The organism is Streptomyces sp. NBC_00568 (assembly GCF_026341855.1).
Taxonomy (GTDB): Bacteria; Actinomycetota; Actinomycetes; order Streptomycetales; family Streptomycetaceae; genus Streptomyces.
This window is the reverse complement of sequence record NZ_JAPENW010000001.1, coordinates 7,188,926-7,210,766: the sequence shown is the minus strand read 5'-3', so window position 1 is coordinate 7,210,766 and position 21,841 is coordinate 7,188,926. Positions and strand designations below refer to the sequence as shown.

At 73.3% G+C, this 21,841-nt stretch carries 18 protein-coding genes; 5 read left to right on the top strand and 13 right to left on the bottom strand.

All coding sequences use genetic code 11. The features are described from left to right. Positions 1-40: 40 nt before the first annotated feature. Entirely contained in the window at positions 41-1,069 is a 1,029-nt protein-coding gene (locus OOK38_RS31360) for a methyltransferase (RefSeq protein WP_266849122.1), read from the bottom strand. A gap of 330 nt (positions 1,070-1,399) precedes the next feature. On the opposite strand from OOK38_RS31360, the gene OOK38_RS31355 reads away from it, so the two are divergent. Continuing rightward, positions 1,400-2,017, top strand: coding sequence for a DsbA family protein (locus OOK38_RS31355; RefSeq protein WP_266849121.1), 618 nt, complete (start codon positions 1,400-1,402; stop codon positions 2,015-2,017). Between the two features lie 47 nt (positions 2,018-2,064). Here the strand turns inward: OOK38_RS31355 and OOK38_RS31350 are convergent, their stop codons facing one another. From OOK38_RS31350 to OOK38_RS31340, 3 genes are all read right to left on the bottom strand, one after another. Then, on the bottom strand, positions 2,065-2,943 hold the full coding sequence (locus tag OOK38_RS31350) for an NmrA/HSCARG family protein (RefSeq protein ID WP_266766244.1): 879 nt from the start codon (positions 2,941-2,943) through the stop codon (positions 2,065-2,067). Between the two features lie 93 nt (positions 2,944-3,036). Further along, positions 3,037-3,471, bottom strand: coding sequence for a hypothetical protein (locus OOK38_RS31345; RefSeq protein ID WP_266849119.1), 435 nt, complete (start codon positions 3,469-3,471; stop codon positions 3,037-3,039). After that, on the bottom strand, positions 3,465-4,193 hold the full coding sequence (locus OOK38_RS31340; RefSeq protein WP_266766246.1) for an SDR family oxidoreductase: 729 nt from the start codon (positions 4,191-4,193) through the stop codon (positions 3,465-3,467). Before OOK38_RS31340 ends, OOK38_RS31345 begins: the two co-directional genes overlap by 7 nt. A 320-nt stretch (positions 4,194-4,513) precedes the next feature. On the opposite strand from OOK38_RS31340, the gene OOK38_RS31335 reads away from it, so the two are divergent. From OOK38_RS31335 to hemG, 3 genes are all read left to right on the top strand, one after another. Further along, a complete protein-coding gene (locus tag OOK38_RS31335; protein ID WP_266849118.1) occupies positions 4,514-6,064 on the top strand; it encodes an FAD-dependent monooxygenase in 1,551 nt (516 codons plus the stop codon). Between the two features lie 13 nt (positions 6,065-6,077). Continuing rightward, positions 6,078-7,580, top strand: a complete 1,503-nt coding sequence (locus OOK38_RS31330; RefSeq protein WP_266849116.1) for an FAD-dependent monooxygenase — start codon at positions 6,078-6,080, stop codon at positions 7,578-7,580. Between the two features lie 113 nt (positions 7,581-7,693). Continuing rightward, positions 7,694-9,172 carry a protoporphyrinogen oxidase gene (gene hemG, locus OOK38_RS31325; protein WP_266849114.1) on the top strand — a complete coding sequence of 493 codons (1,479 nt, stop codon included), beginning with the start codon at positions 7,694-7,696 and terminating at the stop codon, positions 9,170-9,172. A 236-nt stretch (positions 9,173-9,408) separates the two neighbouring features. Here the strand turns inward: hemG and OOK38_RS31320 are convergent, their stop codons facing one another. The 3 genes from OOK38_RS31320 to OOK38_RS31310 all read right to left on the bottom strand — a co-directional run bounded on the left by OOK38_RS31320 (position 9,409) and on the right by OOK38_RS31310 (position 13,015). Beyond that, complete coding sequence (locus tag OOK38_RS31320) at positions 9,409-11,160, bottom strand: FAD-dependent monooxygenase (RefSeq protein ID WP_266849113.1); 1,752 nt, start codon at positions 11,158-11,160, stop codon at positions 9,409-9,411. A 198-nt stretch (positions 11,161-11,358) separates the two neighbouring features. Further along, complete coding sequence (locus OOK38_RS31315) at positions 11,359-11,817, bottom strand: pyridoxamine 5'-phosphate oxidase family protein (protein ID WP_266766251.1); 459 nt, start codon at positions 11,815-11,817, stop codon at positions 11,359-11,361. Between the two features lie 16 nt (positions 11,818-11,833). After that, entirely contained in the window at positions 11,834-13,015 is a 1,182-nt protein-coding gene (locus OOK38_RS31310; protein ID WP_266849112.1) for a low specificity L-threonine aldolase, read from the bottom strand. Here OOK38_RS31310 and OOK38_RS31305 point away from each other — a divergent pair. Next, positions 12,987-13,211 (top strand): hypothetical protein, encoded by a 225-nt coding sequence (locus tag OOK38_RS31305; RefSeq protein ID WP_266849110.1) that lies wholly within the window; start codon positions 12,987-12,989, stop codon positions 13,209-13,211. The two genes, OOK38_RS31310 and OOK38_RS31305, sit on opposite strands and share 29 nt — an antisense overlap. A gap of 56 nt (positions 13,212-13,267) precedes the next feature. On the opposite strand, the gene OOK38_RS31300 is transcribed toward OOK38_RS31305, so the two are convergent. Genes OOK38_RS31300 through OOK38_RS31275 form a run of 6 tightly spaced genes read right to left on the bottom strand, consistent with a single transcriptional unit; the run spans position 13,268 to position 21,541 of the window. After that, positions 13,268-14,893, bottom strand: coding sequence for an aldehyde dehydrogenase (locus tag OOK38_RS31300; protein ID WP_266849108.1), 1,626 nt, complete (start codon positions 14,891-14,893; stop codon positions 13,268-13,270). Next, positions 14,890-15,987, bottom strand: a complete 1,098-nt coding sequence (locus OOK38_RS31295; RefSeq protein WP_266849106.1) for a hypothetical protein — start codon at positions 15,985-15,987, stop codon at positions 14,890-14,892. Before OOK38_RS31295 ends, OOK38_RS31300 begins: the two co-directional genes overlap by 4 nt. After that, positions 15,929-17,770, bottom strand: a complete 1,842-nt coding sequence (locus OOK38_RS31290; protein WP_266849104.1) for an asparagine synthetase B — start codon at positions 17,768-17,770, stop codon at positions 15,929-15,931. Before OOK38_RS31290 ends, OOK38_RS31295 begins: the two co-directional genes overlap by 59 nt. Continuing rightward, complete coding sequence (locus OOK38_RS31285; RefSeq protein WP_266766256.1) at positions 17,758-18,771, bottom strand: esterase family protein; 1,014 nt, start codon at positions 18,769-18,771, stop codon at positions 17,758-17,760. Before OOK38_RS31285 ends, OOK38_RS31290 begins: the two co-directional genes overlap by 13 nt. Further along, complete coding sequence (locus OOK38_RS31280; RefSeq protein WP_266849103.1) at positions 18,768-20,174, bottom strand: MBL fold metallo-hydrolase; 1,407 nt, start codon at positions 20,172-20,174, stop codon at positions 18,768-18,770. The genes OOK38_RS31285 and OOK38_RS31280 overlap by 4 nt, the downstream gene beginning before the upstream one ends. Continuing rightward, complete coding sequence (locus tag OOK38_RS31275; RefSeq protein ID WP_266849101.1) at positions 20,174-21,541, bottom strand: SUMF1/EgtB/PvdO family nonheme iron enzyme; 1,368 nt, start codon at positions 21,539-21,541, stop codon at positions 20,174-20,176. Before OOK38_RS31275 ends, OOK38_RS31280 begins: the two co-directional genes overlap by 1 nt. Positions 21,542-21,841 lie beyond the last annotated feature (300 nt).

Below are 21,841 nucleotides of genomic sequence, written 5' to 3'. Positions count from 1 at the left end.
CCTCGGCTTCTGCGATGGGGACCGGCTTGTGTCACCGGGATCAGACCGGGATCGCCTCGATGATCGAGATCGGCGCGCTGGTCGGGACGGCCCGGGTGACCTGGAAGCCGGCCTTGGCGAACAGCTCGGTGTACTGGGCGAGCGTGCGGTCCTGGGCGCCGAGCATCAGCATCAGCCAGAGGTCGATGGTGTGGCCGAGGTGCTTCTCGTTGTTCTCGGGGAGCACGTACTCGATGACCAGCAGCTTGCCGCCGGGGGCGATCGCCTCGCGCGCGTTGCGCAGCGCGGTGACGGCGTCGGCCTCGGAGAAGTCGTGAATGATGTGCTTGAACAGGTAGGCGTCCGCGCCGGCGGGCAGCTTGCCGAGGTAGCCGCCGTGCTCGATGGTCAGCCGGTCCGCGACCCCGGCGGCTTCGAAGAGCGCGGGCGAGTCGACGGTGGCGACCTCGGAGTCGTACAGCACGCCCTTGACGTCCGGTGCCTGCTTCAGGATGCCCGCCAGCAGGTTGCCGCGGCCGGCGATGACGTCCACGACCGTGGAGAAGGCGGAGAAGTCGTAGGCGGCCAGGATCGGGTCGGTCTCCGACTCCGAGAGCTCGCCGAACGCCTTGAAGAACACGGCCGCGTACTCGGGGGTGGCGTGGAAGAAGTCCAGCGCGCCCATCCCGCGCAGCTTCGGCAGGTTGGGCTCGCCGCTCTCCACGGTGGCCAGCAGGTGGCCCCACTCCTCGTGCAGCAGCGGGTGGCTCATCAGCAGGGCGAAGCCGCGCATCGAGTCCGGCGCGTCCTCACGGAGCTTGTCGGACAGCGCGCTGTGCTCGTACCGGCCGTCGCCGCGCACCGCGAAGACCCCGTGCCCGGACAGCGCCCGCAGGATCCGGTGGGTCGCCTTCGGGTCGGATCCGACCCGCTGGGCGATCTCCTCGGCGGACAGCGGTCCGTCGGCGAGGACGTCCGCAATGCCGAGCCTGGCCGCGACGGATATCGCCTGGGTGATCACAGCACCCTGAATGAGATGGAGCAGCTCGTACGAATCGGACTGGTCACGGACCTCGGGCAATGCGGACATGGCTTTCCTTTCATAGCGCCCTTTTCGGGGTTCCAGACGATAGGTCGGCGCTTCCGCGGCCCGCAACTCCGGAATTATCGGAATTCCCTCGAACGTTCAACCAGGGAATTTGAGCGGTTGAACAGCGCAATTCCACCGCCGCTCCACCGGTATTCCGGCCCGCCCTTGTCAGGTTGTTCCGGCCCGCCATGGAAACCGAGAGGGATCCGGGTGAGATGACGGACCCGGGGCCGGCGGCGCGGCGGGCCCCGGTGTCCGCGCGGGCGGCGCACGCCCGCACCGGCCGCAGACCGACGGCCGCGGTCCCACAGGCACTTCGAGGAGGCTCCGTTGCGGCACGACAGCCCGACCCCCGTGGACTTCTGGTTCGATCCGACCTGCCCCTGGGCGTGGCTGACCTCCCGCTGGATCCTCGAGGTCGCCCGGCACCGGCCGCTGGAGCTGCGCTGGCACCTGATGAGCCTGACGGTGCTCAACGAGGGGCGTACCGACCTGCCCGAGCGCTGGCACCGGGACCTGGCCCTGCGGATGGAGCCGGTGCGGGTGTGCGCCGCCGCCGGGCAGGCGTACGACCCCGAGGTGCTGGGCCGGCTGTACACCGAACTCGGCACCCGGTTCCACCTGGAGAAGGCGCCCAAGGAGCGGTCCACCTACGCGGCGGCGCTGGCCGCCGCGGGCCTCGATCCGGGCCTGGCCGACGCGGCCGGGTCCGAGGAGTTCGACGGCGCGGTGCGCGCCTCGCACCGCGACGGCATCGGCCGCGTCGGCACCGACGTGGGCACCCCGGTCGTCGCGGTGAACGACGTGGCGTTCTTCGGCCCGGTGGTGACACCGGCCCCGCGCGGCGAGGCCGCGGTGAGGCTCTGGGACGGGGTGCTCGCCGTGGCCGGGACCGAGGGGTTCTTCGAGCTCAAGCGCACCCGCACCCAGGATCCGATCTTCACCTGAGAGCCCCCGGTCCCGGCCCCGCCCCTGCCCCGCCCCGGCCCCGACGGTCAGCGGGGTGAAGCGGCCAGCGGGGCGGTCCAGTTGTCGCTCAGCCAGGTCTCCAGGGAGACCAGGCCGGGCCTGCCGCGGCGCAGTTCGGGCAGGTCGGCGTGGTAGCCGTCGCGCTCGAACCAGTCGAACATGTTGGCCAGGTCGGGGCGGGCCGCGCGCAGCGGCTCGATGGGCAGCTGCCGGAAGCGGGTCGGGACACCGGAGGCGGCCTCGAACGCGGCGGCCATCTGCGGTCCGGTCAGGACGTCTCCGGCGATCTCGACGGTCCGGCCGAGCCAGCCGTCCGGGTTCTCGAAGGCGTCCGCGGCGAACACGCCGATGTCGCTGGTCGCGATGAGCTGCACCGGGGTCCCGGGGTCCAGCCACAGGCCCAGGACGAGTCCGTCGCCCTCCGGGCGGGGGGCGATGTCCAGGAGGATGTCGTGGAACATGACCGGCCGCAGCACGGTCACCGGCAGGCCGAGCGTGGACAGGTGCCGCTCGATCCTCAGCTTGCTCTCGAAGTGCGGGACGCGGGTGTCGCGGTCGGCGCCGCCGACCGAGCTGTAGACGAAGTGCCGCACCCCGGCCCGGACGGCGGCGTCGGCCACCGCCCTGCCCTGGCGCTCCTCGGCCTCGACGCCGCCGGGGCCGCGGAAGGTCTGGACGCTGAACACCCCGTGGACGCCTCGCATCGCCGCGAGCAGCGACACCTCGTCGTCCAGGTCGCCGCGTACGAGGACCGCGCCCGCCTCCTCGAGCTCCCGCGCCTGTTCCTTGCCCGGGTCGCGGACCAGGGCGTGCACGGTGTGCCCGCGCCGCAGCAGTTCGCGGGCCACCGCCCCGCCCTGCCGGCCGGTACCGCCCAGCACCAGGATCGTTCCTTCAACCGCCACTGCCTGCCTCCGTGTCGTATTGCCGCGCCGGGCGCCGGCCCGGCTTCGGTGATCCGTTGTGATGGCCGCGAACGGCCGTTGATCCCCTGGGGATCAGGCCGCCGGGACCGCCCTCGCTCGCGGCGGCGTACGGCCGGTGCCGACGCCGTCCCGCACGACGCCGGCGGTGCCCCGGAAGGAACCGATGGTGTCCCGGGCGATGCCCGGCCCGGCGGCCCCGTCCTCGCCGGCGCCCGCGCCACCGCGGCCCCGGCCGGTCCCACCGGCCGGTGCCGGGTGCGGGGCCGTCACCCGGTGCAGGTGCGGGGCCATCACCCGGTGCGGATGCGGGGCCATCACCCGGTGCGGGGCCGCGATCGCGACCGTGACCGGGGTCGCGGCCGGGGCCGAGGTCGAGGTCGGTACCGCGCCCGTGTACGGGGTCGTGTGCGGGACCGTGGCCGGGGTCGCGGCCGGGGTCGCACCCGTGGTCGGGTGCGGGGGCGCGGCCGGGGTCGGGTTTGTTGTCCTCGCGTTCCGGGTCACCACGGCAGGGGTCCGTCGTCCGACAGGCAGGCGCCCGACGGGCCGGTCTCGTCCAGCAGGGCGAGCCGGACCACGATCGCGGCCCCTTCGGCGGGGGTCCGCCGACCGCGGTGGTGGTTGATGTCGGTGGCCACCACTCCGGGCAGGGCCGCGTTGACCTTGACGGGGGTGTCCCGAAGCTCTTTCGCGTACGCGAGGGTGAGCGCGTTCAGCGCGGTCTTCGAGGACTGGTAGGCGATCATGTTGACGCCTGCCAGCGGGGAGCCCGGATCCGCGTGCAGGGTCAGCGACCCCACGTGGCTGGAGAGGTTGACGACGCGTCCGGCCGGGGAGCGGCGCAGCAGCGGCAGCATCGCGTGGGTCACGGTGACCACGCCGAAGACGTTGGTCTCGTAGACCTCCCGCAGGTCGGCGGCGGTCGCCTCGCCGGGTGTGCCGGTGAAGCCGCCCGCGACGCCGGCGTTGTTGACCAGGATGTCCAGGCGTCCGTACCGGCGTTCGATCGTGCGGGCGGCCTCGGCCACGCTGTCCGGGTCCCGCACGTCGATGCGCAGTGGTGTCGCGGTGATGCCGTCGGCGGCCAGCGCGTCGGCGGCCTGCTTGCCGAGCACCTCGTCCCGCGCACCGACGAGGACGACGATGCCCTGCTCACCGAGCTGTCGCGCGGTGGCGTATCCGATGCCCTTGTTGGCACCCGTGATGAGCGCGATCTTCTCGACCGTCACGTCCTGCTCCTTTCTCGGGGTTCCGCCTGTCCGCGCCGGCGACGGTGTGCCGCGCGGTGTCCGGGAGGCCGGGCGGCATGTTTTCGAGAATCTGAATTACGCGCGGCATGCACCGTAGTGAGAAGCGGAACGCGAAGGCATCTCCGATATTGCTGTCGCACGGACTCCGTGTCCAAAGTGTTCACTGCCGTGTTCAAGCACGCCGATTCCGCAGTCGAACACTGAACCGGTGCCGGTGAATTCCAGTTCATTGCGGTCGGACATTGCGCTGGGTAGCTTCACGATGGCCAACTATTGCCACGGTGCAGAGGCCTCAAATAATGAATACAACTGACGTGATAGTGGTCGGTGCGGGTCCTGTCGGACTGATGCTGGCCGCAGAACTCCGCCTGGGCGGAGCGGACGTGAGCGTCTACGACAAGCTGCCCGCCCCGAGCGGGGAGTCCCGTGCCCTCGGCTTCAACCGGCGGGCCGCCGAGTCGCTGGACCAGCGCGGGCTGCTCCCCCGCCTCGGCGCGTTCCGGTGGGGCCCGATGGGGCACTTCGGCGGGGTCCGCTTCGACCTGGGCATGCTCGACGAGGACCACAGCGGAGTGCTGGGCCTCTCGCAGGCCAGGACCGAGGAGGCGCTGAGCGGCCGGCTGGAGGAGCTCGGCGTCCCGGTGCACCGCGGCCGCGAGGTCACCGGGCTGCGCGAGAGTCCTGAGGGCGTGGTGGTGTGTTCCGAGGGCCCCGGCGGACCGGGCGAGGAGAGCGCCGCGTACGTGGTCGGCTGCGACGGCGCGGGCAGCACCGTCCGTGCGCTCGCCGGGATCCCGGCCACCGGCTGGGAGGCCACCCGGGGCATGTACACCGCGGAGATCACCGGTGCCGCCCCGCGCCCGCGGCCCATCGGCGAGCGTCTCGCGGGCGGCAGCATGGTGGTGTGCACCCCGCTGGGCGAGGGCCGCTGCCGCATCGTCATCCACGACCCGGCACTGCCCGCCCGCCCGGACCCGGGAGCGCTGACGTTCGCCGAGGTCGCGGGCGCGTGGCGGCGGCTGACCGGTGAGTCGATCGATGACGCCGAGCCCCAGTGGCTGTGGGCGTGCGGCAACTCCGCCGCGCTGGCCCAGGAGTACCGGCGCGGCCGGGTGCTGCTGGCGGGCGACGCCGCGCACGAGATCCCGCCGCTGGCCGCGTGGGGGCTCAGCGCCGGACTGCAGGACGCGGCCAACCTCGGCTGGAAGCTGGCGGCGGCGGTCAGGGGCCGGGCCCCCGAGGGCCTGCTCGACACCTACCACGCCGAACGCCACCCCGTCGGGGGCGAGTTGATCCGCAACGCCCGGGCGGCGTCGAAGATCTACCTCGGTGAGGACGCCCTCGACCCGGTCCGCGAGGTCATGGGCGAACTGCTGGCCCACAAGGGAGCCGCCGAGCAGGCCGCCGGGATCGTCAGCGGTCTCGGCATCCGCTACGACCTCGCCAAGGGCGAGCACCCGCTGCTCGGCCGGCGCATGCCGCCCGAGCGCGAACTCACCCTGGCCGACGGCACCCGCACCCGCGTCGCCGACCTCCTGCACACCGCACACGGCCTCCTCATCACCACCGACACCAGCGCCAGCACCGGCACGGCGACGGGACAGCCGGCGTACCAGCTCCCCGGGCGGCTCCCCGACCGGGTCGACGTCGTCACCGGGACCTGGACCACCACCCCCGGCCCCGACCCCGACCATGCCCTGGACGCGGTCCTCATCCGCCCCGACGGCTACGTCGCCTGGACCTCCCCCGGCACCACCGACGACCTCACCCAGGCACTGGAGCGCTGGTTCACCACCGGTCCCAGGCCCCCGGCCCGCGGGCGGGTCACCGCCTGCGGCATCGACCGCTGAGGAGCACACACAGATGACCAGGGATGTGATCGTCGTCGGCGCGGGCCCGGTCGGGCTGATGCTGGCGGGCGAACTCAAGCTCGGCGGCGTGGACGTCGTCGTCCACGAACGGCTCGCCGCCCCGGCGCGGGAGTCGCGCGGCGCGAGCTTCACCAAGCGCACCGCCGAGTGCTTCGACCAGCGGGGCCTGCTCGGCCGGCTCGGCGCAACCGAGCCCGCCGACAGCCACTTCGGCGGGGTGCCGATCGATCTGGGCCTGCTGGCGGAGGACCACTACGGGCACCGGGGCATCTCCCAGTTCCGCACCGAGCGGATGCTGGAGGACTGGGTGGCCGAACTCGGCGTGCCCGTCCTGCGCGGAGTCGAGGTGACCGGCTTCCGCGAGAGCCCCGAGGGCGTCGTGGTCTCCTTCGAGGGCCCCGGCGGAGGCGGCGAGGAGAGTGCCGCCTATCTGGTCGGCTGTGACGGCGGGCGCAGCTCCGTGCGCAAGCTGGCCGGGATCGGCTTTCCCGGATCCGAGGGCCGGCGCGGCTTCCTGACGGCCGACGTCACCGGGATCGACACCCGCAAGCGGCGTATCGGGGAGAACCTGCCGGGCGGCAGCATGGTCATGGCGATGGACCTGGAGAACGGGGTGACCCGGGTCGTCGTCCACGAGGCCGGCACACCGCCGCGCGACCGTGACTCCCTGACCTACGACGATCTCGCCGACGCCTGGCAGCGGCTGACCGGCGAGGACATCCACCACGGGCGGTGCCGCTGGATCAGCTGCTTCACCGACGCCTCACGGGCCGCCGCTCAGTACCGGCGCGGCCGGGTGTTCCTGGCGGGCGACGCCGCGCATGTGCAGCCTCCGGCCATGGCGCAGGGACTGAGCGTGGGCGTGCAGGACGCGGTGAACCTCGGCTGGAAGCTGGCGGCGGCGGTCCGGGGCCGGGCCCCCGAGGGCCTGCTCGACACCTACCACGGCGAACGCCACCCCGTCGGCGAGCAGTTGGCGCGCAACGCGCGGGCGGCGATCGAGCTGCGGCTCACCGGCGAGGACATGGACCCGGTCCGTGAGGTCATGGGCGAGCTGGTTGCCCACCGGGACGCCGCCGGCTACCTGGCCGGGATGCTGAGCAACCTCGGCATCCGCTACGACCTCGCCAAGGGCGAGCACCCGCTGCTCGGCCGGCGCATGCCGCCCGAGCGCGAACTCACCCTGGCCGACGGCACCCGCACCCGCGTCGCCGACCTCCTGCACACCGCACACGGCCTCCTCATCACCACCGACACCAGCACCGGCACGGCGGCGGGACAGCCGGCGTACCAGCTCCCCGGGCGGCTCCCCGACCGGGTCGACGTCGTCACCGGGACCTGGACCATCACCCCCGGCCCCGACCCCGACCATGTCCTGGACGCGGTCCTCATCCGCCCCGACGGCTACGTCGCCTGGACCTCCCCCGGCACCACCGACGACCTCACCCAGGCCCTGGAGCGCTGGTTCACCACCGAAGATCGGCCCCAGCCCTAGGAGCTCTCGACCGGGGGTCCAAGGCCCCCGGCCAGACTGCCAAAACCTGCTCCGACGCCGGGCGCCGGCGCCGGGACGGCCTCTACGACACTAACCATGAAGGATCTGGTGGAATGGCTGGCACCGAACGGGATCAGGCGAGTGGAAAGCCCCATGTGGTCATCATCGGGGGTGGTATCGCGGGACTGGCGGCGGCGTTCTATCTGCGCAACGAGCCGGTCCGGGTGACGGTCCTGGAGGGATCGTCACGGATCGGCGGGAAGCTGTCGGTCTCCGAGGTGGCGGGGGTCGCGGTCGACGAGGGCGCCGAATCGCTGTACGCCAACCGCCGCAAGACCACCGGGCTGGTCAAGGAGACCGGGCTCGGTGAGCGGATCATGTCGGCGGGCGTCACCGCGTCGGCGATCTGGACCAGGGGCGCGGTCCGGCAGCAGCCGGACCGTCAGTTCATGGGCGTGCCCTGCGACATGGACGGCCTCGCCCGCTCCGGGGTGCTGTCCGCGGCGGGACTCGACCGGGCCCGCCAGGACCTGGTGCTCGCGCCGTCCGAGCGGGACGGCGACGTCTCGGTCGCGGCCCATGTCGCGGGACGGCTCGGCCAGGAGGTCGTCGACCGCCTCGTCGACCCGTTCCTCGCCGGGGTGTTCTCCGGCCGCGCCGAGGACCTGTCCTTCGAGGCCACGCTGACCCCGCTGGCCAAGGCCGCCCGCGCGCACGTCTCGCTCGCGGACGCGGCCGGCTCGCTGACGCCCCCGCTCGCGCCGGGGGAAAAGCCGCCGCCGGTGAGCGTGGCGACCCTGGACGGCGGGTTCGGTTCGCTGCCCCCCGCGCTCGTGCGGGAGGTGCTGGCCGCCGCGCCGGACGCGTCCGTGCGCACCGGGGCGAGCGTCCGCGCGCTCACCCGCACCGCAGGCGGCTGGCGGCTGACCGTGGGCCCGGTCACCGGCCCGGAGCACATCGACGCGGACGCCGTCGTCGTCGCCGTCCCGGCCGGCCCCGCGAGCACCCTGCTCTCCGGGATCTCCGGGATCGCCCCGGCCGTCTCGGCACTGGCCGACGTCCCGTACGCGAGCGTGGCGATGGTGACGCTCGCCTACCCGCGCGCGGCGTTCCCCGGCGGGCTCTCGGGCCGCGGATACGCCGCCTACCGGGTGCCGGCGGTGGAGAAGAAGGCCGTCAAGGAGGTCACGTTCACCACCGTGAAGTGGCCGCACCTGGCGGGCGAGGTGGAGATCGTGCGCTGCTCGCTCGGGCGTTTCGGCGAGGAGCACCTGCTGCTGCGCGACGACGCCGATCTCGTCGCGCTGGCGACGGCCGAGCTCGCCGAGGCCACCGGGGTGAGTGGTGTCCCGGTGGCGAGCCGGGTGAGCCGCTGGCCCGACGCCCTGCCGCAGTACACCGTCGGTCACCTGGAGCGGGTGCGGCGGATCCGTGAGGCGGTGGCGGCCCAGCCCGGACTCGCGGTGTGCGGCGCGCTGTACGAGGGGGTGGGCGCCGGGGTGTGCATGGCCACCGCGCGCAAGGCCGCCGACCAGGTCCTGGCCTGGCTGAAGTCGGACGCCGCCGCCCGGTCCGTCGCGGCCGGAGTCTGAGCAGGCCCGCCCGGAGCTCAAGTCCGCCCGGAGCGGGGTGTGTCGAGGGACGCAGAAGAGGGGCCGTGCCCGGTGATCGGGCACGGCCCCTCTTCGTGTTCCCCGGCGCGTTCTGCCCGGCGTGTTCTGCCTGACGGTTCTGCCTGGCGTGCTTTCCTGGCGCGTTTTCCTGGCGTGCTTTCCTGGCGCGTTCTGCGCTGGCGGGTTCTGCGCTGGCGGGTTCTGCGCTGGCGGGTTCAGCGGTCCAGGAGGGCGGCGAAGACCTCGGTGAGGATCTGCTCCGGGTCCTCGCCGGCGCCGGTGGCGCGCCAGGCGATGTGCTGGTCGGGGCGTACCAGGAGCGCGCCGCCGTCGGTGATCTCCCGGACGGTCTCCCATCCGCCGTCCACGTCGGCGAACTCGGCGCCGGCACCGATGCGGGCGGTGCTGATGGGGAGGGAGAACTTCTGCGCCGCCTTCGCGGCCGCCTCGCACCACGGTGTGCCCTGCGGGCCGGTGATCAGGGTGAAGGAGGTCGGGGTGGTGAGGTCGAGGGTGGACAGGCGTTCGCCGTCCCGGGTGATCCAGGCGTGCGGCAGCCGGTGTCCGGGGCGGGACGTGGGCCGGTGCTCGTCGCGCATGGGGACGCGTGCCGGCGGCTCGCTGCCGTCGGGGACGATCGCGCCCTGTTCGTAGGCGAAGCCGACCTCCATGTCGAGCGCCTGGCATCCGCCGCGGTGGGTGTGGAACATCTCCAGGGCGCGGATGCGCACGGTGTCTCCGAGCGGGGACGGGTCGAAGTAGGACTCCAGCCGCTGTCCGCGGCGCCCGGCGGGGATGTTGTGGCCCACCCCGATGGCGTCCATGAGGGCCTGGTGGTGGACGGCGGCGGAGGTCGCCCAGTCGACGTTCTCCCGGCCCACGGGCCGGCGTTCGGCCTCGTAGGTGTCGATCAGGCTGTCGGGGGCGCGGCCGCTGAGCACCGCGGCCAGCTTCCACGCGAGGTTGTGGACGTCCTGGATGCCGGTGTTGAGGCCGAGTCCGACGGCGGGCGGCTGGCGGTGCGCGGCGTCACCGGCGATCAGTACCCGGCCGACCCGGTAGCGGTCGGCGAGGTGCGCGTGCACGATCCAGTCCGTCACCTTGTGCACGGTCACCTCCAGGTCCGGCAGGCCCAGGAGTTCACGGATGCGGGGTATGACCGTCTCGGTGTCCCAGCGGCCGGGCGGGCCGGGGGCGAAGTGCAGGCCCCACTGCTCGCAGGCCTTGCCCCAGCTCGGTCCCATCTCGATGAGGTTGCTGGACAGGTCGGGGTCCTCGGGGCTGAGGAAGTGCGTGATGAGCGTGCCTTCCTCCCACCACGGGGACAGGTCGGCGGAGAAGTACGCGGTGGTGGTGTTCACCAGTGAGGGCGGTCCCTCCATGCGGATGCCGACCGCGGGTCCGACCATGCGGCCGCCGTCGGCGCCGATGAGGTACTGCGCCTTGACGGTGGTGGTCTCACCGGTCTCGGTGTCGCGGATCTCGGCCAGGACGTGGTCGCCCTCGTCGGAGAAGGTGGTCACCTCGTGGTGGAACAGGACGCGGCCGGGGCCGCGCTGTTCCGCGTGGCGGCGCAGGATCGGCTCCAGCCACATCTGCGGCAGTTTGGCGGGCAGGACGGGCCCGACCTTCGCGTAGCTCTCGCGCAGTGCGCCGCCGCCGAAGGCATCCATCTCATGGATCAGGCGGCGGTCCATGGGCCCGTCGCCCGCGAGCGTGGTCTGCCAGCGCACCTTGCCGAACAGTTCCAGCGGCGCCGCCTCGGCGAACACGTCGTCGGCGATGCCGTGCCGGCGGAAGATCTCCATCGTGCGCTGGTTGAGATAGTGCGCCTTCGGAATCCTCGATGTGTCCGGGTGCCGTTCCACCAGCAGATGATCGACGCCCTGGTCGGACAGGAAGACGGAGGCGGACAGGCCGCATCCGCCGCCGCCGACGATCAGGACCGGAACCTCGATGGCTCCCATATTCGCCCCTCCAGGATTGACAGATGCCTTGCCTGTCGCAGCCTGTCAAAGCGCTCTTCAGCGCCGGTCAAGAACGACTGGACCTCGCCGCCGCCGGCCACGCACGGCCGACCGGCCGCACAGCCGGCCGGCCGACGGCGGCCCGGCGACAGCGGCGGCGAGGGGCGGGCGGCGGCGAGGGGGCAGGTGCCGAAGAGGTCAGTCGAGCCAGGCGCCGTCGCGCATGAGGGTGCGTCCCGCCAGCTCGTTCGCCTCCCGCCAGGCCTGGACGCGGCGCGGCCGGATCCGGAAGTACTGGTAGGGCGCGTCGGTCTCCTGGCGCGGGTCGAAGCCGGTCTTGGCCGCGAACGCCTCGCACGTCTTGTCGCCGAGACCGGCGCTGTCCACCGGTTCCGCGACGCCGTCGACGATCACGACGTCGCGGGTCGGGCCGACGCCCAGGCGCACCTGGGCGTCGGCCAGCAGGTTGCGGCCGGTGACCGAGGTCCGCGGCGTCGAGACGAGGAACGCGGTCCCGTCCCAGAGGTAGGAGAGCGGGACGAGGTGGACGCCGCCGGAGGCTCCCGCTGTCGCGACCCACAGGTCGACGTCGTTCTCCAGCCTCGCGCGGGTGTCGCGCAGCCGCTCCTGCAGTCCACGCGGTGGCACGTCCGTCATGTTTTCCTCCAGAGTGTCAGGGAGAGCTCCCCGTACGGGAGTTCTCCGTCGGTCGCCGGCCGGCCCCGGTCGTGGCGGCCACGGCCGCCACGGCGCCGACGGCCTCGCGCACACCGATCATGTCGTGTGCGCGGTGCGTCACGAAGCGCACATGATGGTTGGGCAGCGGCAGGACGCGCACGTTGTGGCCGGCCAGGCGCGCGGCGCACTCCCGCGCGCTCAGCCCGGCGAGGCGTGCCATGACCATGTTGGTCGGTTGGGGCGGGCGCATCACCGTGACGCCGGGCAGCGCGGCGAGGCCGTCGGCGAGCGCGGCGGCCCTTCGGTGGTCGGCGGCCAGGTCGGGCAGACGGCGAAGCGCGATCAGCGCGGGCGCGGCGACGACTCCCGCCTGGTGCAGGGAGCCGCCCAGCCATCCCCTCAGCTCGCGGGCGTACGCGATGTACGCGGACGTCCCGCACAGCAGGGCGCCGGCCGGCGCGCCGAGTCCTTTGGAGACCGAGAAGGCGATGCTGTCCGCGGGTCCGGCGAGCTGGGCGGGCGGGACGTCCAGGGCCACGGCCGCGTTCGCGAGGCGGGCGCCGTCGAGGTGGAAGTGCGCGCCGTGGCGGTGGGCCGTCGCGGCCACCGCGCGGGTCGCCGCGGCGTCCAGGGCGTTGCCGGCGTGCATCATGCTCGTGTTCTCCACACAGACCACGGTCGGCCGGTCCGCCGGGGCGGACAGCAGCGCGGCCAGGGCGTCGAGGTCGGGCAGGCCGCCGAAGTGCTGGGCCACCGGCGTCAGTTCGATGCGGCCGAAGCGGCGCAGTCCGGCCGATTCGAGGAACGTCATGTGGGTGCCGGAGCCGGCGATCAGACGCGGCGGCGGGGAGCCGGGGCCGAACGCGGCGAGCGGGGCGAGCAGGTTCGCCATCGTGCCGGTGGGGGTGAGCAGGGCGGCCTCGGTGCCCAGCAGCCGGGCCGCCTCCTGTTCGAGGAGGGCGACGGTGGGGTCGTCGCCGTACACGTCGTCGCCGACCTCGGCCCGGGCCATCGCCGCGCGCATCCGCGCGTCCGGCACGGTGCGGGTGTCGCTGCGGAAGTCGAGCCGCGGGCAGGCGGGTTGCGACGTGGAAAGCCGTGGGGTGGCGGGGTGCCGGGAGAGACGGTGCCGGGTCCAAGGCCGCCGGATGGAGGGCCGGAACGTCGAGGGCTGCACGGTCGAGGACCGTGAGACGGCGGGCCGCACGGTCGAGGACCGTGAGACGGCGGGCCGCACGGTCGAGGACCGTGAGACGGCGGGCCGCACGGTCGAGGACCGTGAGACGGCGGGCCGCACGGTCGAGGACCGTGAGGCGGCGGGCCGCGGGGTCGGGGACTGCGCGGCGAGGGGCGGCGGAGAGGCGGGGGGCTGACTCAAGAGCAGCTCGGGCGGGGGCTGTTGGGCGGCGGGGGGTCGGGGCATCGTGGTCTACCGTCCCGGCCGGTGGGCCACCCAGACGGCGCGGGGCCGGGTGTAGCCCTCCACCGCGTGGATGCCCAGTTCGCGGCCGTAGCCGGACTGGCCCATGCCCGAGACGCTGACCGTCTCCTCGGTGTCGCCCCAGGTGTTGACCCACACCATGCCGGCGCGCAGGGACCGGCCGAAGTGCTCGGCCCGGTCGGCGTCGCCGGTCCAGACCGAGGCCGACAGGCCGTAGGCGGTGTCGTGGGCGAGGTCCAGGGCCTGGGCGTCGGTGTCGAACGCGGCGACGGACAGCACCGGGGCGAAGAGCTCCTCGCGCCAGGCGCGGGTGTCGAAGGGGGCACCGTCCACGATGACCGGGTGGACGTAGAACCCGCCGTCGGGACCGTGGCGGACCTCGCGGCGGCCGGGCGGCAGGATCACCCGCGCACCCCGTTCCGCCGCCTCCTTCACCGCCTCGGCGGCGCGGTCGGCGGCCGCCCGGCTGATCAGCGGGCCGAGATCGGTGCGGGGGTCCTCGGGCGGGCCGACGCGCAGGGCGCCGGCGAGTTCGGCGACGCGGGCGACGAACTCCTCGTGCACGGCCCGGTCGACGATCAGGCGGGTCCCGGCCACGCACATCTGGCCGGTGTTGCCGGTGAAGCCGGCGACGACCGCCCGCGCGGCCGCGTCCAGGTCGGCGTCGCGGAAGACCACGACGGGGCTCTTGCCGCCCAGTTCCAGCGAGACGGGCTTGAGGCCCTCCCCGCAGCGCCGGGCGACCTCGCGGCCCGCCGCCGTCGAGCCGGTGAAGGAGACCATGGCGACGTCCGCGTGCTCGCACAGCAGGCGGCCCGTCTCCGCTCCGCCGTAGACGGCGCTCAGCACGCCGGGGGGAAGCACGCGGGCGGCGCTCTCGACCAGGCGGCGGACGGACAGCGGTGTCTCGGGTGCCGGTTTGACGACGACCGTGTTGCCGTACGCGAGCGCCGCGGCGATCTTCCAGACGGCCAGCAGGAGCGGGTAGTTGTTCGGGCAGATCGCCGCGCACACCCCCACCGGGACCCGGTCGGTGTAGGTGCGCAGGCCGGGGGCGGCCGGGTGGGTCTCCCCCACCGGGTACCGGGCGGCGGCGGCGAACCAGTCGACGACGTCGGCGGCGAAGTCCACCTCGGCGCCGGCGCGGGCCGTGGGCTTGCCCGCGTTGCCGCGTTCCAGCGCCGCGAGGTGGTCGCGGTCCTCGCGCAGCAGGCCGGCGAGTTCGCGCAGCAGTCCTGCGCGGCGGGCCGGGGAGGTGTCGGCCCAGACCGTGCGGAACGCGGTGTCCGCACGGGCCACGGCGTCGGCGACGCCGGGGGCGTCGGTGTCGGGCACGCGGGTGAGGACGCGGCCGGTGGCGGGGTCGACGATGCCCCGCCCCCGCGAACCGTCCCGGTCCGGGCCACCGTTGACGGCACCGCCGGTCACGGGTCCGGAGACCGGCCGCTTCGGTGAACTCCCCTCGCCCGGACGGGTGTTGGCGGCACGATCACGGTCCGCACCGCCGGTCACGGGATCGAGGGCCGGCCCTCGCGGTGAACTCCGGTCACCGGCCCGGGTGTTGGCGGAACCTTCGGTGACGAGGGCGAGGGCCGGGTGCTGCTGCCCGCTCATCCCAGCACCTCCGCGTTGCCGGCCAGGCGCAGTCCGGCGTCGATGGCGGTGAGCAGGGTGAAGAACGTCTCGCGTCCCAGGCCGGTGCCGGCGCTGGACAGGAGCCTGAGGTCGTAGCCGTCGGGGTGCTGCCACCAGGCGTCGCAGGCTCCGAACTCGGCGCTGAGGAAGCCGAGATGGACCGGGCGGCCGCCGAGGTCGCGGATCTCGTCGGTGGCGGGGTGCTTGTCGCGGCGCGGCGGGAACCGAAGGCGTCCGCCGCCGGTGCGCTGGGCGGTCAGGCGCAGTTCGCCGCCGGACGGGGTGGCGTAGACGACGTCGAGTTCGCGGACGGCGGTGCCATCGCCGAAGACGGCGGCGCTGTCGGCGTGGAAGGGGCCTGCGGTGAGCGGGATTCCCTGTTTGCCGAGGAAGGCGGTGAGGTCGGCCGAGGGGGTCCAGTGGCCCTCGTGGGCGCGGCCGCGGCGCTGGAAGGCGAAGACGCCGGTGGGCACGGCGACCATGTCGGCCGGGTGGCGGGCCCAGTAGCTGAGTTCGGAGAACGGGGTGGCCAGTATCCGGGGCAGTGCCTCGGGCACGGCGGGGCGCAGGCCGGCGTACAGGGCGATGATCTCGTCGTCGGTGAACTCGCCTTCCAGTACGGAGAGTTCGACGGTGGTACGGGCCATGCGGGCGCTGCCGGCGCGGTGGCCGAGGTAGTCGGTGCCGAGCCAGACGACGCGGTCCCCGCCGATCTCGTGGGGGCGGGTCCGGCTGCCCCACAGGCAGGGGTGGTCGGCGGCGGGGAAGGCCCAGTCGTAGAGGAACTGCTTGAGGCGCAGCCTGCGTCCGCCGCCGGAGATCTCGGTGCGGTAGCCGGAGGGGTTGGCGTCGCTCCAGGGGGTGCGGCCGGCCGTGTCGACGCGGCCGGGGGGTGCCTCGCGGCGCAGGGTGCCGGTGCGGGTGTCGCAGCCGCGGGGCAGTTCGGCGGGCTGCCAGAGCACGAAGGTGCACCAGGGCTGGGCGCGGGTCTCGTCCATCACCGGGGGGACGGGGTCAAGGTCGGCCGCGTGGTGCAGGGCCTGCGGGCGCCATCGGGGGACGGAGGGGCTCACCGTGACTCCTCGGGTGGGTTGCGAGCTCGTTGAGGTGGTCGGTCCAGGCGGAGGCCGATGCCAGGAACATCCATTCGCCGACGCCGAGTTCGGCGCGCAGGGCGGTGGGGGGTGCGGGCAGGCCGAAGGGGGTGCCCAGTGCGTCGGCGAGTTCGGTCAGGCGCCGGGTGTATCCGGGGTCGGCGGGGCTGGGGAAGCCCTGTTTGCGGCGGGCGCGCACCGAGTCGGGCAGCAGGTCGGCGAGGGCTGCTTTGAGGAGGCCTTTGTGGGTGCCGGGCTGGTTGGTGTCCTTGAGGTGTTCGGGGCAGCGGAAGGCCAGTTCGGTCAGGGCGACGTCCTGGAAGACGGGCCGGTCCTCCAGGGTGAAGGTGGCCGAGGTGGCGTCCACCATGTCGTTGACGTAGACCAGGAAGCGGCGCATCAGGTGGTGGCGGCCGCGTTTGAGGGGGGAGGCGGTCTTCAGGGCCCGGTATGCGTCCAGGGTGCGTTCCCACACCCGGTCGGTCACCGTCGTCATGTCGACGTCGAGTTCGTGGGCCATCCAGCTGATGAGGCCGGCCCAGACGGGCCGCTCGTCGGCGTGCAGGCGGTGGGTGAGGTAGTGGCGTCCGTGGATGTAGGTGGGGGCGTAGGGGTCGACGACGGGGAAGTAGCGGCCGGCCTGGTATCCCCAGAGTTCGTCGGCGCCGTGTCCGGAGTAGACGACGACGTTCTTGTCGTCGGCGATGGTGCGGTAGAGGTGGTGCATCGCCAGTTCGGCGCCGTGCAGCAGGGGCCGCATCAGCCGGGTGGGCAGGACGGGTACCAGGGCGGCGGCGCGGTCGCTGTCCAGGTCGCAGACGGTCAGCGGGACGCCGAGACGGCCGGCGACCTCGGTGGCGTAGGTGACGTCGTCGCCGGAGCCGCCGATGCCGTCCTGGTAGCGCAGCACGTACGCGTCCAGGGGTACTCCGGTGCGGGTCAGGGCGGCGGCGATCGCGGTGCTGTCGACGCCGCCGCTGAGGACCGCGGCGCGCGGGACGTCGGACACGGACCGTTGCTGGATCGCCCGGTCGAAGGCGGCCCTGATCTCCTCGGGCTGGATCGGGTCGTCGACCGCGGCGGGTTTCCAGTAGCGGTGGGTGCTGGTGTGCGGGCGGTCCAGGAGGAGGTATTCGGCGGGCTGCAGGGAGCGGATGCCGCGCAGCCAGGTGTGGTCGTCGGCGGCGTCCATCCGGATCCAGGAGCGCAGGACGAATTCCTCGGGGTCGACCTCGGGGGTCACCAGGCCGGTGCGCAGCAGGACGCCCTGTTCCGAGGCGAACAGCAGGGCGCCTTCGGTGACGGTGTAGAAGAGCGGTTTGACGCCGAAGTGGTCGCGGGCCAGGACCACGCGGCCGGTGGTGGTGTCGTGCCAGGCGAGGGCGAACATGCCGTCCAGCGGGCGCAGTGCGGTCCCGGGGTCGTCGTGGCGGCAGATCTGCTGGAGGACGAACTCGGTGTCGCAGGTGGTGCGGCGCGGCCACAGGGGTGGTGCGGGTGAACGGGAGCCGTAGACCTCGCCGTTGTGGACGAGCGTGATGCGGCCGGTGGGGTCGGTCATCGGCTGGTCGCCGGCGTCGGTGCGGTCGCGGACCGCCAGCCGGGTCGCGCACAGCATGACGGTGCCGCACGCGGAGACGTAGGGGGCGCAGGCGGCCTCGCCGCGGTGTGCCATGGCGTCGGTCATGGTCCGGCCCAGGGCGTCCAGCCATGCGGCATCGCGCCGTCCGTCCAGGCTGATGAAGCCCGCTATGCCGCACACGTGTCGTTCTCCGGTTCCTGCCGGTGCCGCCAGGTCTGCCACAGGTGGGCGAGCGCGTCGGTGAAGACGTGCTCGATGCCGTGGTGGCCGCCCGCGTGTTCCTGGTAGACGTGGGGGACGTGGTGGGTGTCGAGGGCCGCGTGCAGGGCGCGGGCGCCCCAGTGCATGCCGTACTCGTCGCGTTCGCCGACGCCGAGGTGGAGCAGGCCCAGCCGGGTGAGCGGGGCGGTGTGGGCGGCCAGCATGCGGACCGGGTCGTGGGTGAGCCAGCGCCTCCACACCCGGTCGCGGAACAGGCCGGTGACGGGGTCGCAGGGCAGGGCGTCCGCCGGGGTGGTGCCGGGCCGGTCGGCGTAGCACATGCCCATGGCGATGATGCTCATCGCGACCATGAAGGGTCCGTCGTGCGGGCCGCTGTCGCGGCGGGCCAGCAGGGCGTCGACGCCGCCGGCCGCGCGGATGGTGTCGAGGGTGGCGGGCAGCAGCGGCAGATAGCTGTGTTCGAAGCCGGCGTCGGGCGAGCAGGCGATGACGGCCCCGAACAGCGGGGAGGTCATGCCCGCGACGAGGGCGCCGTAGCCGCCGCTGGATTTGCCGCCGATGGCGCGCCAGGCGGGCTGGGGGCGGGTCGCGAAGCGGCGGTCCACTTCGGCGACGACTTCGGCGAGGTAGCCGGCGTAGCGGCCGCAGGCGGCGGAGTCGAGGTACTGCGAGCCGCCGTAGGCGGTGGTGCAGTCGGGGACGACGAGCAGGGCGGGCGGTACCCGGCCGTCGGTCATCGCCTGGTGCAGGCGGTCGGCGACGGATGTGCCGAAGGCCAGGGCCGGGTGGGCGAGGCTCGGGCGGGCGCCGAATCCGGGCAGCCAGTAGATGACCGGGTAGCGGCGCACGCCGTCGTATCCGGGCGGCAGGTGGACCTCGATGCGGCGGTGGTGCGGGTCGCCGAGCGGGTTGCCGCGCAGGCAGCTGCTCTCGTGGTCGAGTACGACGGGTGTGTTCACGGGGTGTTCGCCTCCCGCAGTGCGCGGTCCACGTGGCGTGTGTAGAAGGACGGGTGGTGGAAGACGGCGGAGAGCAGGACGCCGTCGCTGGCCCACAGGCCGAAGGAGCTGCCGAACAGCAGGTCGGCGTCGAGGAGGGCCTCGAGGGTGCTGGCCGCGGTCTCGGTCCAGCCCTCGCCGCCGGCCAGGTGGGCGCGGGCCGGGCCTTCGCCGAGCCGGGTCACCCGGTCGGCGACCGGGTCGAGGAGGAAGGCGGTCTCGGTGCCGTCGTCCTCGTACAGCGAGATGACGTGGCGTCCGGCGCCGTCGTCCAGGGCCCGGTACCAGTAGTCGGTGGCGACCAGGTGGTCCAGGAGTTCGCGCAGCAGGCTTTCGCAGGTGCGGCTCTGGCGGCCGTGGCGGTCGGCGGCGGCGTCGAACGGGGGCACCGGGGCGGCCGGGTCGAGGGTCACCCCGGCGTAGAGCTGGTCGAAGTCGTAGGCGGCGGGCGCGACGGGTCCGTCGGTCAGGGCGGCCTTGCCGTCGGCCACCTCCAGCACCTGGCCCGGGCCCCACAGCAGGCCGTCGCGGCCCAGTTCGTCGAGCCGGCGCAGGGCCTGGACGGGGGTGAAGGGGAACATGGTCCGGTTGCACCAGGAGTAGTCGCGTGCGCCGTCGCCGCTGACGCGCCAGCCGAAGGAGGAGGGCACGGTCACGGCGGCGGGGATCGCCTCGACGTAGCGGTCGAAGTTCGCGCGGGCGCGGGCGCGGACCGCGTCCGGGTCGGCCAGGGGGCGGCGTTCGGTCAGCACGCCGGGCGGCGAGACGCTGTGCGCGGGGACGAGGACGGCGTCCAGCCGCGGCGCGTCGTCGCGGCGGAAGGCGGCCACGGTCTGCTCGTGCAGGAGCGCGTCGCCGCACAGCATGACGGCCGCGTCGTCGGTCTGCACCAGCACGCTCATCTCGGGGAACGGCACGGCCGAGGGGAAGGTCCGCAGGGTCGCCGCGCCCAGGGTGAGGGTGTCGCCCGGGGTCACCGGGTGCAGGTGCTCAAAACCCAGGCGGCGCAGGGTCCAGGCGATCGCCTGGTGTCCGAGCCCGGAGGCGGTCAGCCGCGGCGGTACGGGGCCGGCGGGGTAGACGCAGGTGACGGCGGAGCTCTGGCGGGGGCTGTCGTCGAAGTCCACGTCGGCGCCGTCGGCCAGCTGCCGCAGGGAGGGGAAGTGGTGGTGGTCGAAGTGGTGGTGGCTGAGGACCACGTAGTCGACGCCGTCGTCGAGGACCTGGCGGACCAGATCGCCGGGCAGCGGCGGGTGGTGTTCCCAGAAGCGGTCCAGGCGCTGGGTGAGCCAGGGGTCGAAGAGGATCCGCTCGCTGCCCGTCTCGAGAAGGACCGCGGCGTGGCCGAGCGAGGTCAGGCGCATCAGGTGCTCGTCTCGTACACGCAGCGGAAGCCGACCTCGTTGTGCCGGTCGGTGATCAGGTCCTTGCCGCGGTAGAAGGTGGTCAGGCAGGTCGGCGGTGAGGTCCAGGTGCCGCCGCGCAGGACGTGGAAGGCGTCCTTGCGGTTCATGAAGTCCAGCGGGTGGCGTCCCTGGAAGAAGGGGTCCATGTCCTGGCCGGTGTAGAAGTTGGTGCGGGTCAGTTCCCACACGTTGCCGGACATCTGCAGGGCCCCGTAGGGGCTGGCGCCCTGCGGGAGGGCGTCGGCGGCAAGCACCGGGTGGTCGGGGTTGGTGCCCTGTTCGACGGTGAGCAGCAGGGCTTCGAGGGAGTCGAGGTCGCTCACCTGCTCGCCGAAGGACCGCTCGACGTAGTTCACCTTCGCGGGGTCCCAGTCCTGGCCCCAGGGGTAGCGGCGGCCGTCCACGCCGCGGGCGGCCTTCTCCCACTGGACCTCGCTGGGCAGGGCGCCGCCGGCCCACTTGGCGAAGGCGTAGGCGTCGTACCAGTCGAGGCCGACGACGGGCAGGCCGGGCGCGTTGAAGCGCGGGTCGTGCCCGTGCGCGGGTCGGTGCGAGCGCTGAAGGGGCTGGTCGGGGTGGTCGAACTCGCCGGAGTCGCCGACCTCGTCGAGGAAGACGCGGTAGCGGGCGTTGGTGACGGTGGTGCGGTCGATGAGGAACGCGGGCACGTCCACGGCGCGCAGGGTGCTGTCGTCCTGGGCCATGCGGAAGGCGTCGGGTTTCTCGTCGGCTCCGATGATCGCCGGGCCGCCCGGCACCGCGATCACGTCGGTGTGGCGGCGGGGGCGGTTGCGCGCGGTGCTGATCCTGGCCCGCATGTCGGTGAAGTACTCGTCCTCCAGGCGGCGCAGTTCGGCGGGGTCGCGGGTGCCGAAGACGGCGATGAGGGCGCGTTTGGTCAGGGCCGCGCCGCAGCCGACGGGCTTGCGCGCCCAGTCGGGCCGGGTGAAGTTGCTGGGCCAGCCGGAGATGCGGATGAGGTCGGGGACGGCGGCGGCGATCCGGTACTGCGTGATCACCTTCAGGGCGGTGAAGGCGACCCAGTCGACCGTGTCGTGGGTCGCGGCGGCCACCGCGGTGGCGGCGGCGGGATCGTCCGCGTGGTGGGCGGCCAGCAGCCGCACCGCGCCGGCGCGCACCGGCCACTCGGGGTGGGCTGCCGCCAGGCTCGCCAGCAGCGGCACCCCGTCGGCTCCGCGCGCCTTCTGCCCGGCCAGGTCGACGACGCGTTCCACCGAGGCCCAGTAGCGGTCGTCGGTGGAGTCGTCGATCACCAGCAGGTCGGCGGGAAGGTCGATGACGTGGGAAACGCGATTGCCTACCATTTCTGCCTCTCTCGGGACGACGTGCCGCCCGTACGGAATTCCGTACGGGCGGCGCGTACTTCGCTGTCAGAGGGTTACCACTTGCTGGTTTCCTCGTCCGCGTCACGGGTCTCCATAAAGGTGCGGTCGCTCATATTCCACTCCTTCCGCAAATAGCTTTTGATGTGGCCGAACGGCCTCATGGCCCGAGAGGATACGCAGGGCGCCGAAGGCACGGCAACGGCCCATTGTCCGGCTCGTCTTGAACATGAACGGCCTGTGATACATGCGGGTAGGTTCGCGGGTGATCCGATGTCAAGA

Bases quoted from the DNA above. Each gene is read 5' to 3' on its own strand.
- OOK38_RS31360 (WP_266849122.1), bottom strand. From the start codon at position 1,069: ATGTCCGCATTGCCCGAGGTCCGTGACCAGTCCGATTCGTACGAGCTG.
- OOK38_RS31335 (WP_266849118.1), top strand. From the start codon at position 4,514: ATGAATACAACTGACGTGATAGTGGTCGGTGCGGGTCCTGTCGGACTG.
- OOK38_RS31330 (WP_266849116.1), top strand. From the start codon at position 6,078: ATGACCAGGGATGTGATCGTCGTCGGCGCGGGCCCGGTCGGGCTGATG.
- hemG (WP_266849114.1), top strand. From the start codon at position 7,694: ATGGCTGGCACCGAACGGGATCAGGCGAGTGGAAAGCCCCATGTGGTC.
- OOK38_RS31320 (WP_266849113.1), bottom strand. From the start codon at position 11,160: ATGGGAGCCATCGAGGTTCCGGTCCTGATCGTCGGCGGCGGCGGATGC.
- OOK38_RS31315 (WP_266766251.1), bottom strand. From the start codon at position 11,817: ATGACGGACGTGCCACCGCGTGGACTGCAGGAGCGGCTGCGCGACACC.
- OOK38_RS31305 (WP_266849110.1), top strand. From the start codon at position 12,987: ATGGAGGGCCGGAACGTCGAGGGCTGCACGGTCGAGGACCGTGAGACG.
- OOK38_RS31300 (WP_266849108.1), bottom strand. From the start codon at position 14,893: ATGAGCGGGCAGCAGCACCCGGCCCTCGCCCTCGTCACCGAAGGTTCC.
- OOK38_RS31280 (WP_266849103.1), bottom strand. From the start codon at position 20,174: ATGCGCCTGACCTCGCTCGGCCACGCCGCGGTCCTTCTCGAGACGGGC.
- OOK38_RS31275 (WP_266849101.1), bottom strand. From the start codon at position 21,541: ATGGTAGGCAATCGCGTTTCCCACGTCATCGACCTTCCCGCCGACCTG.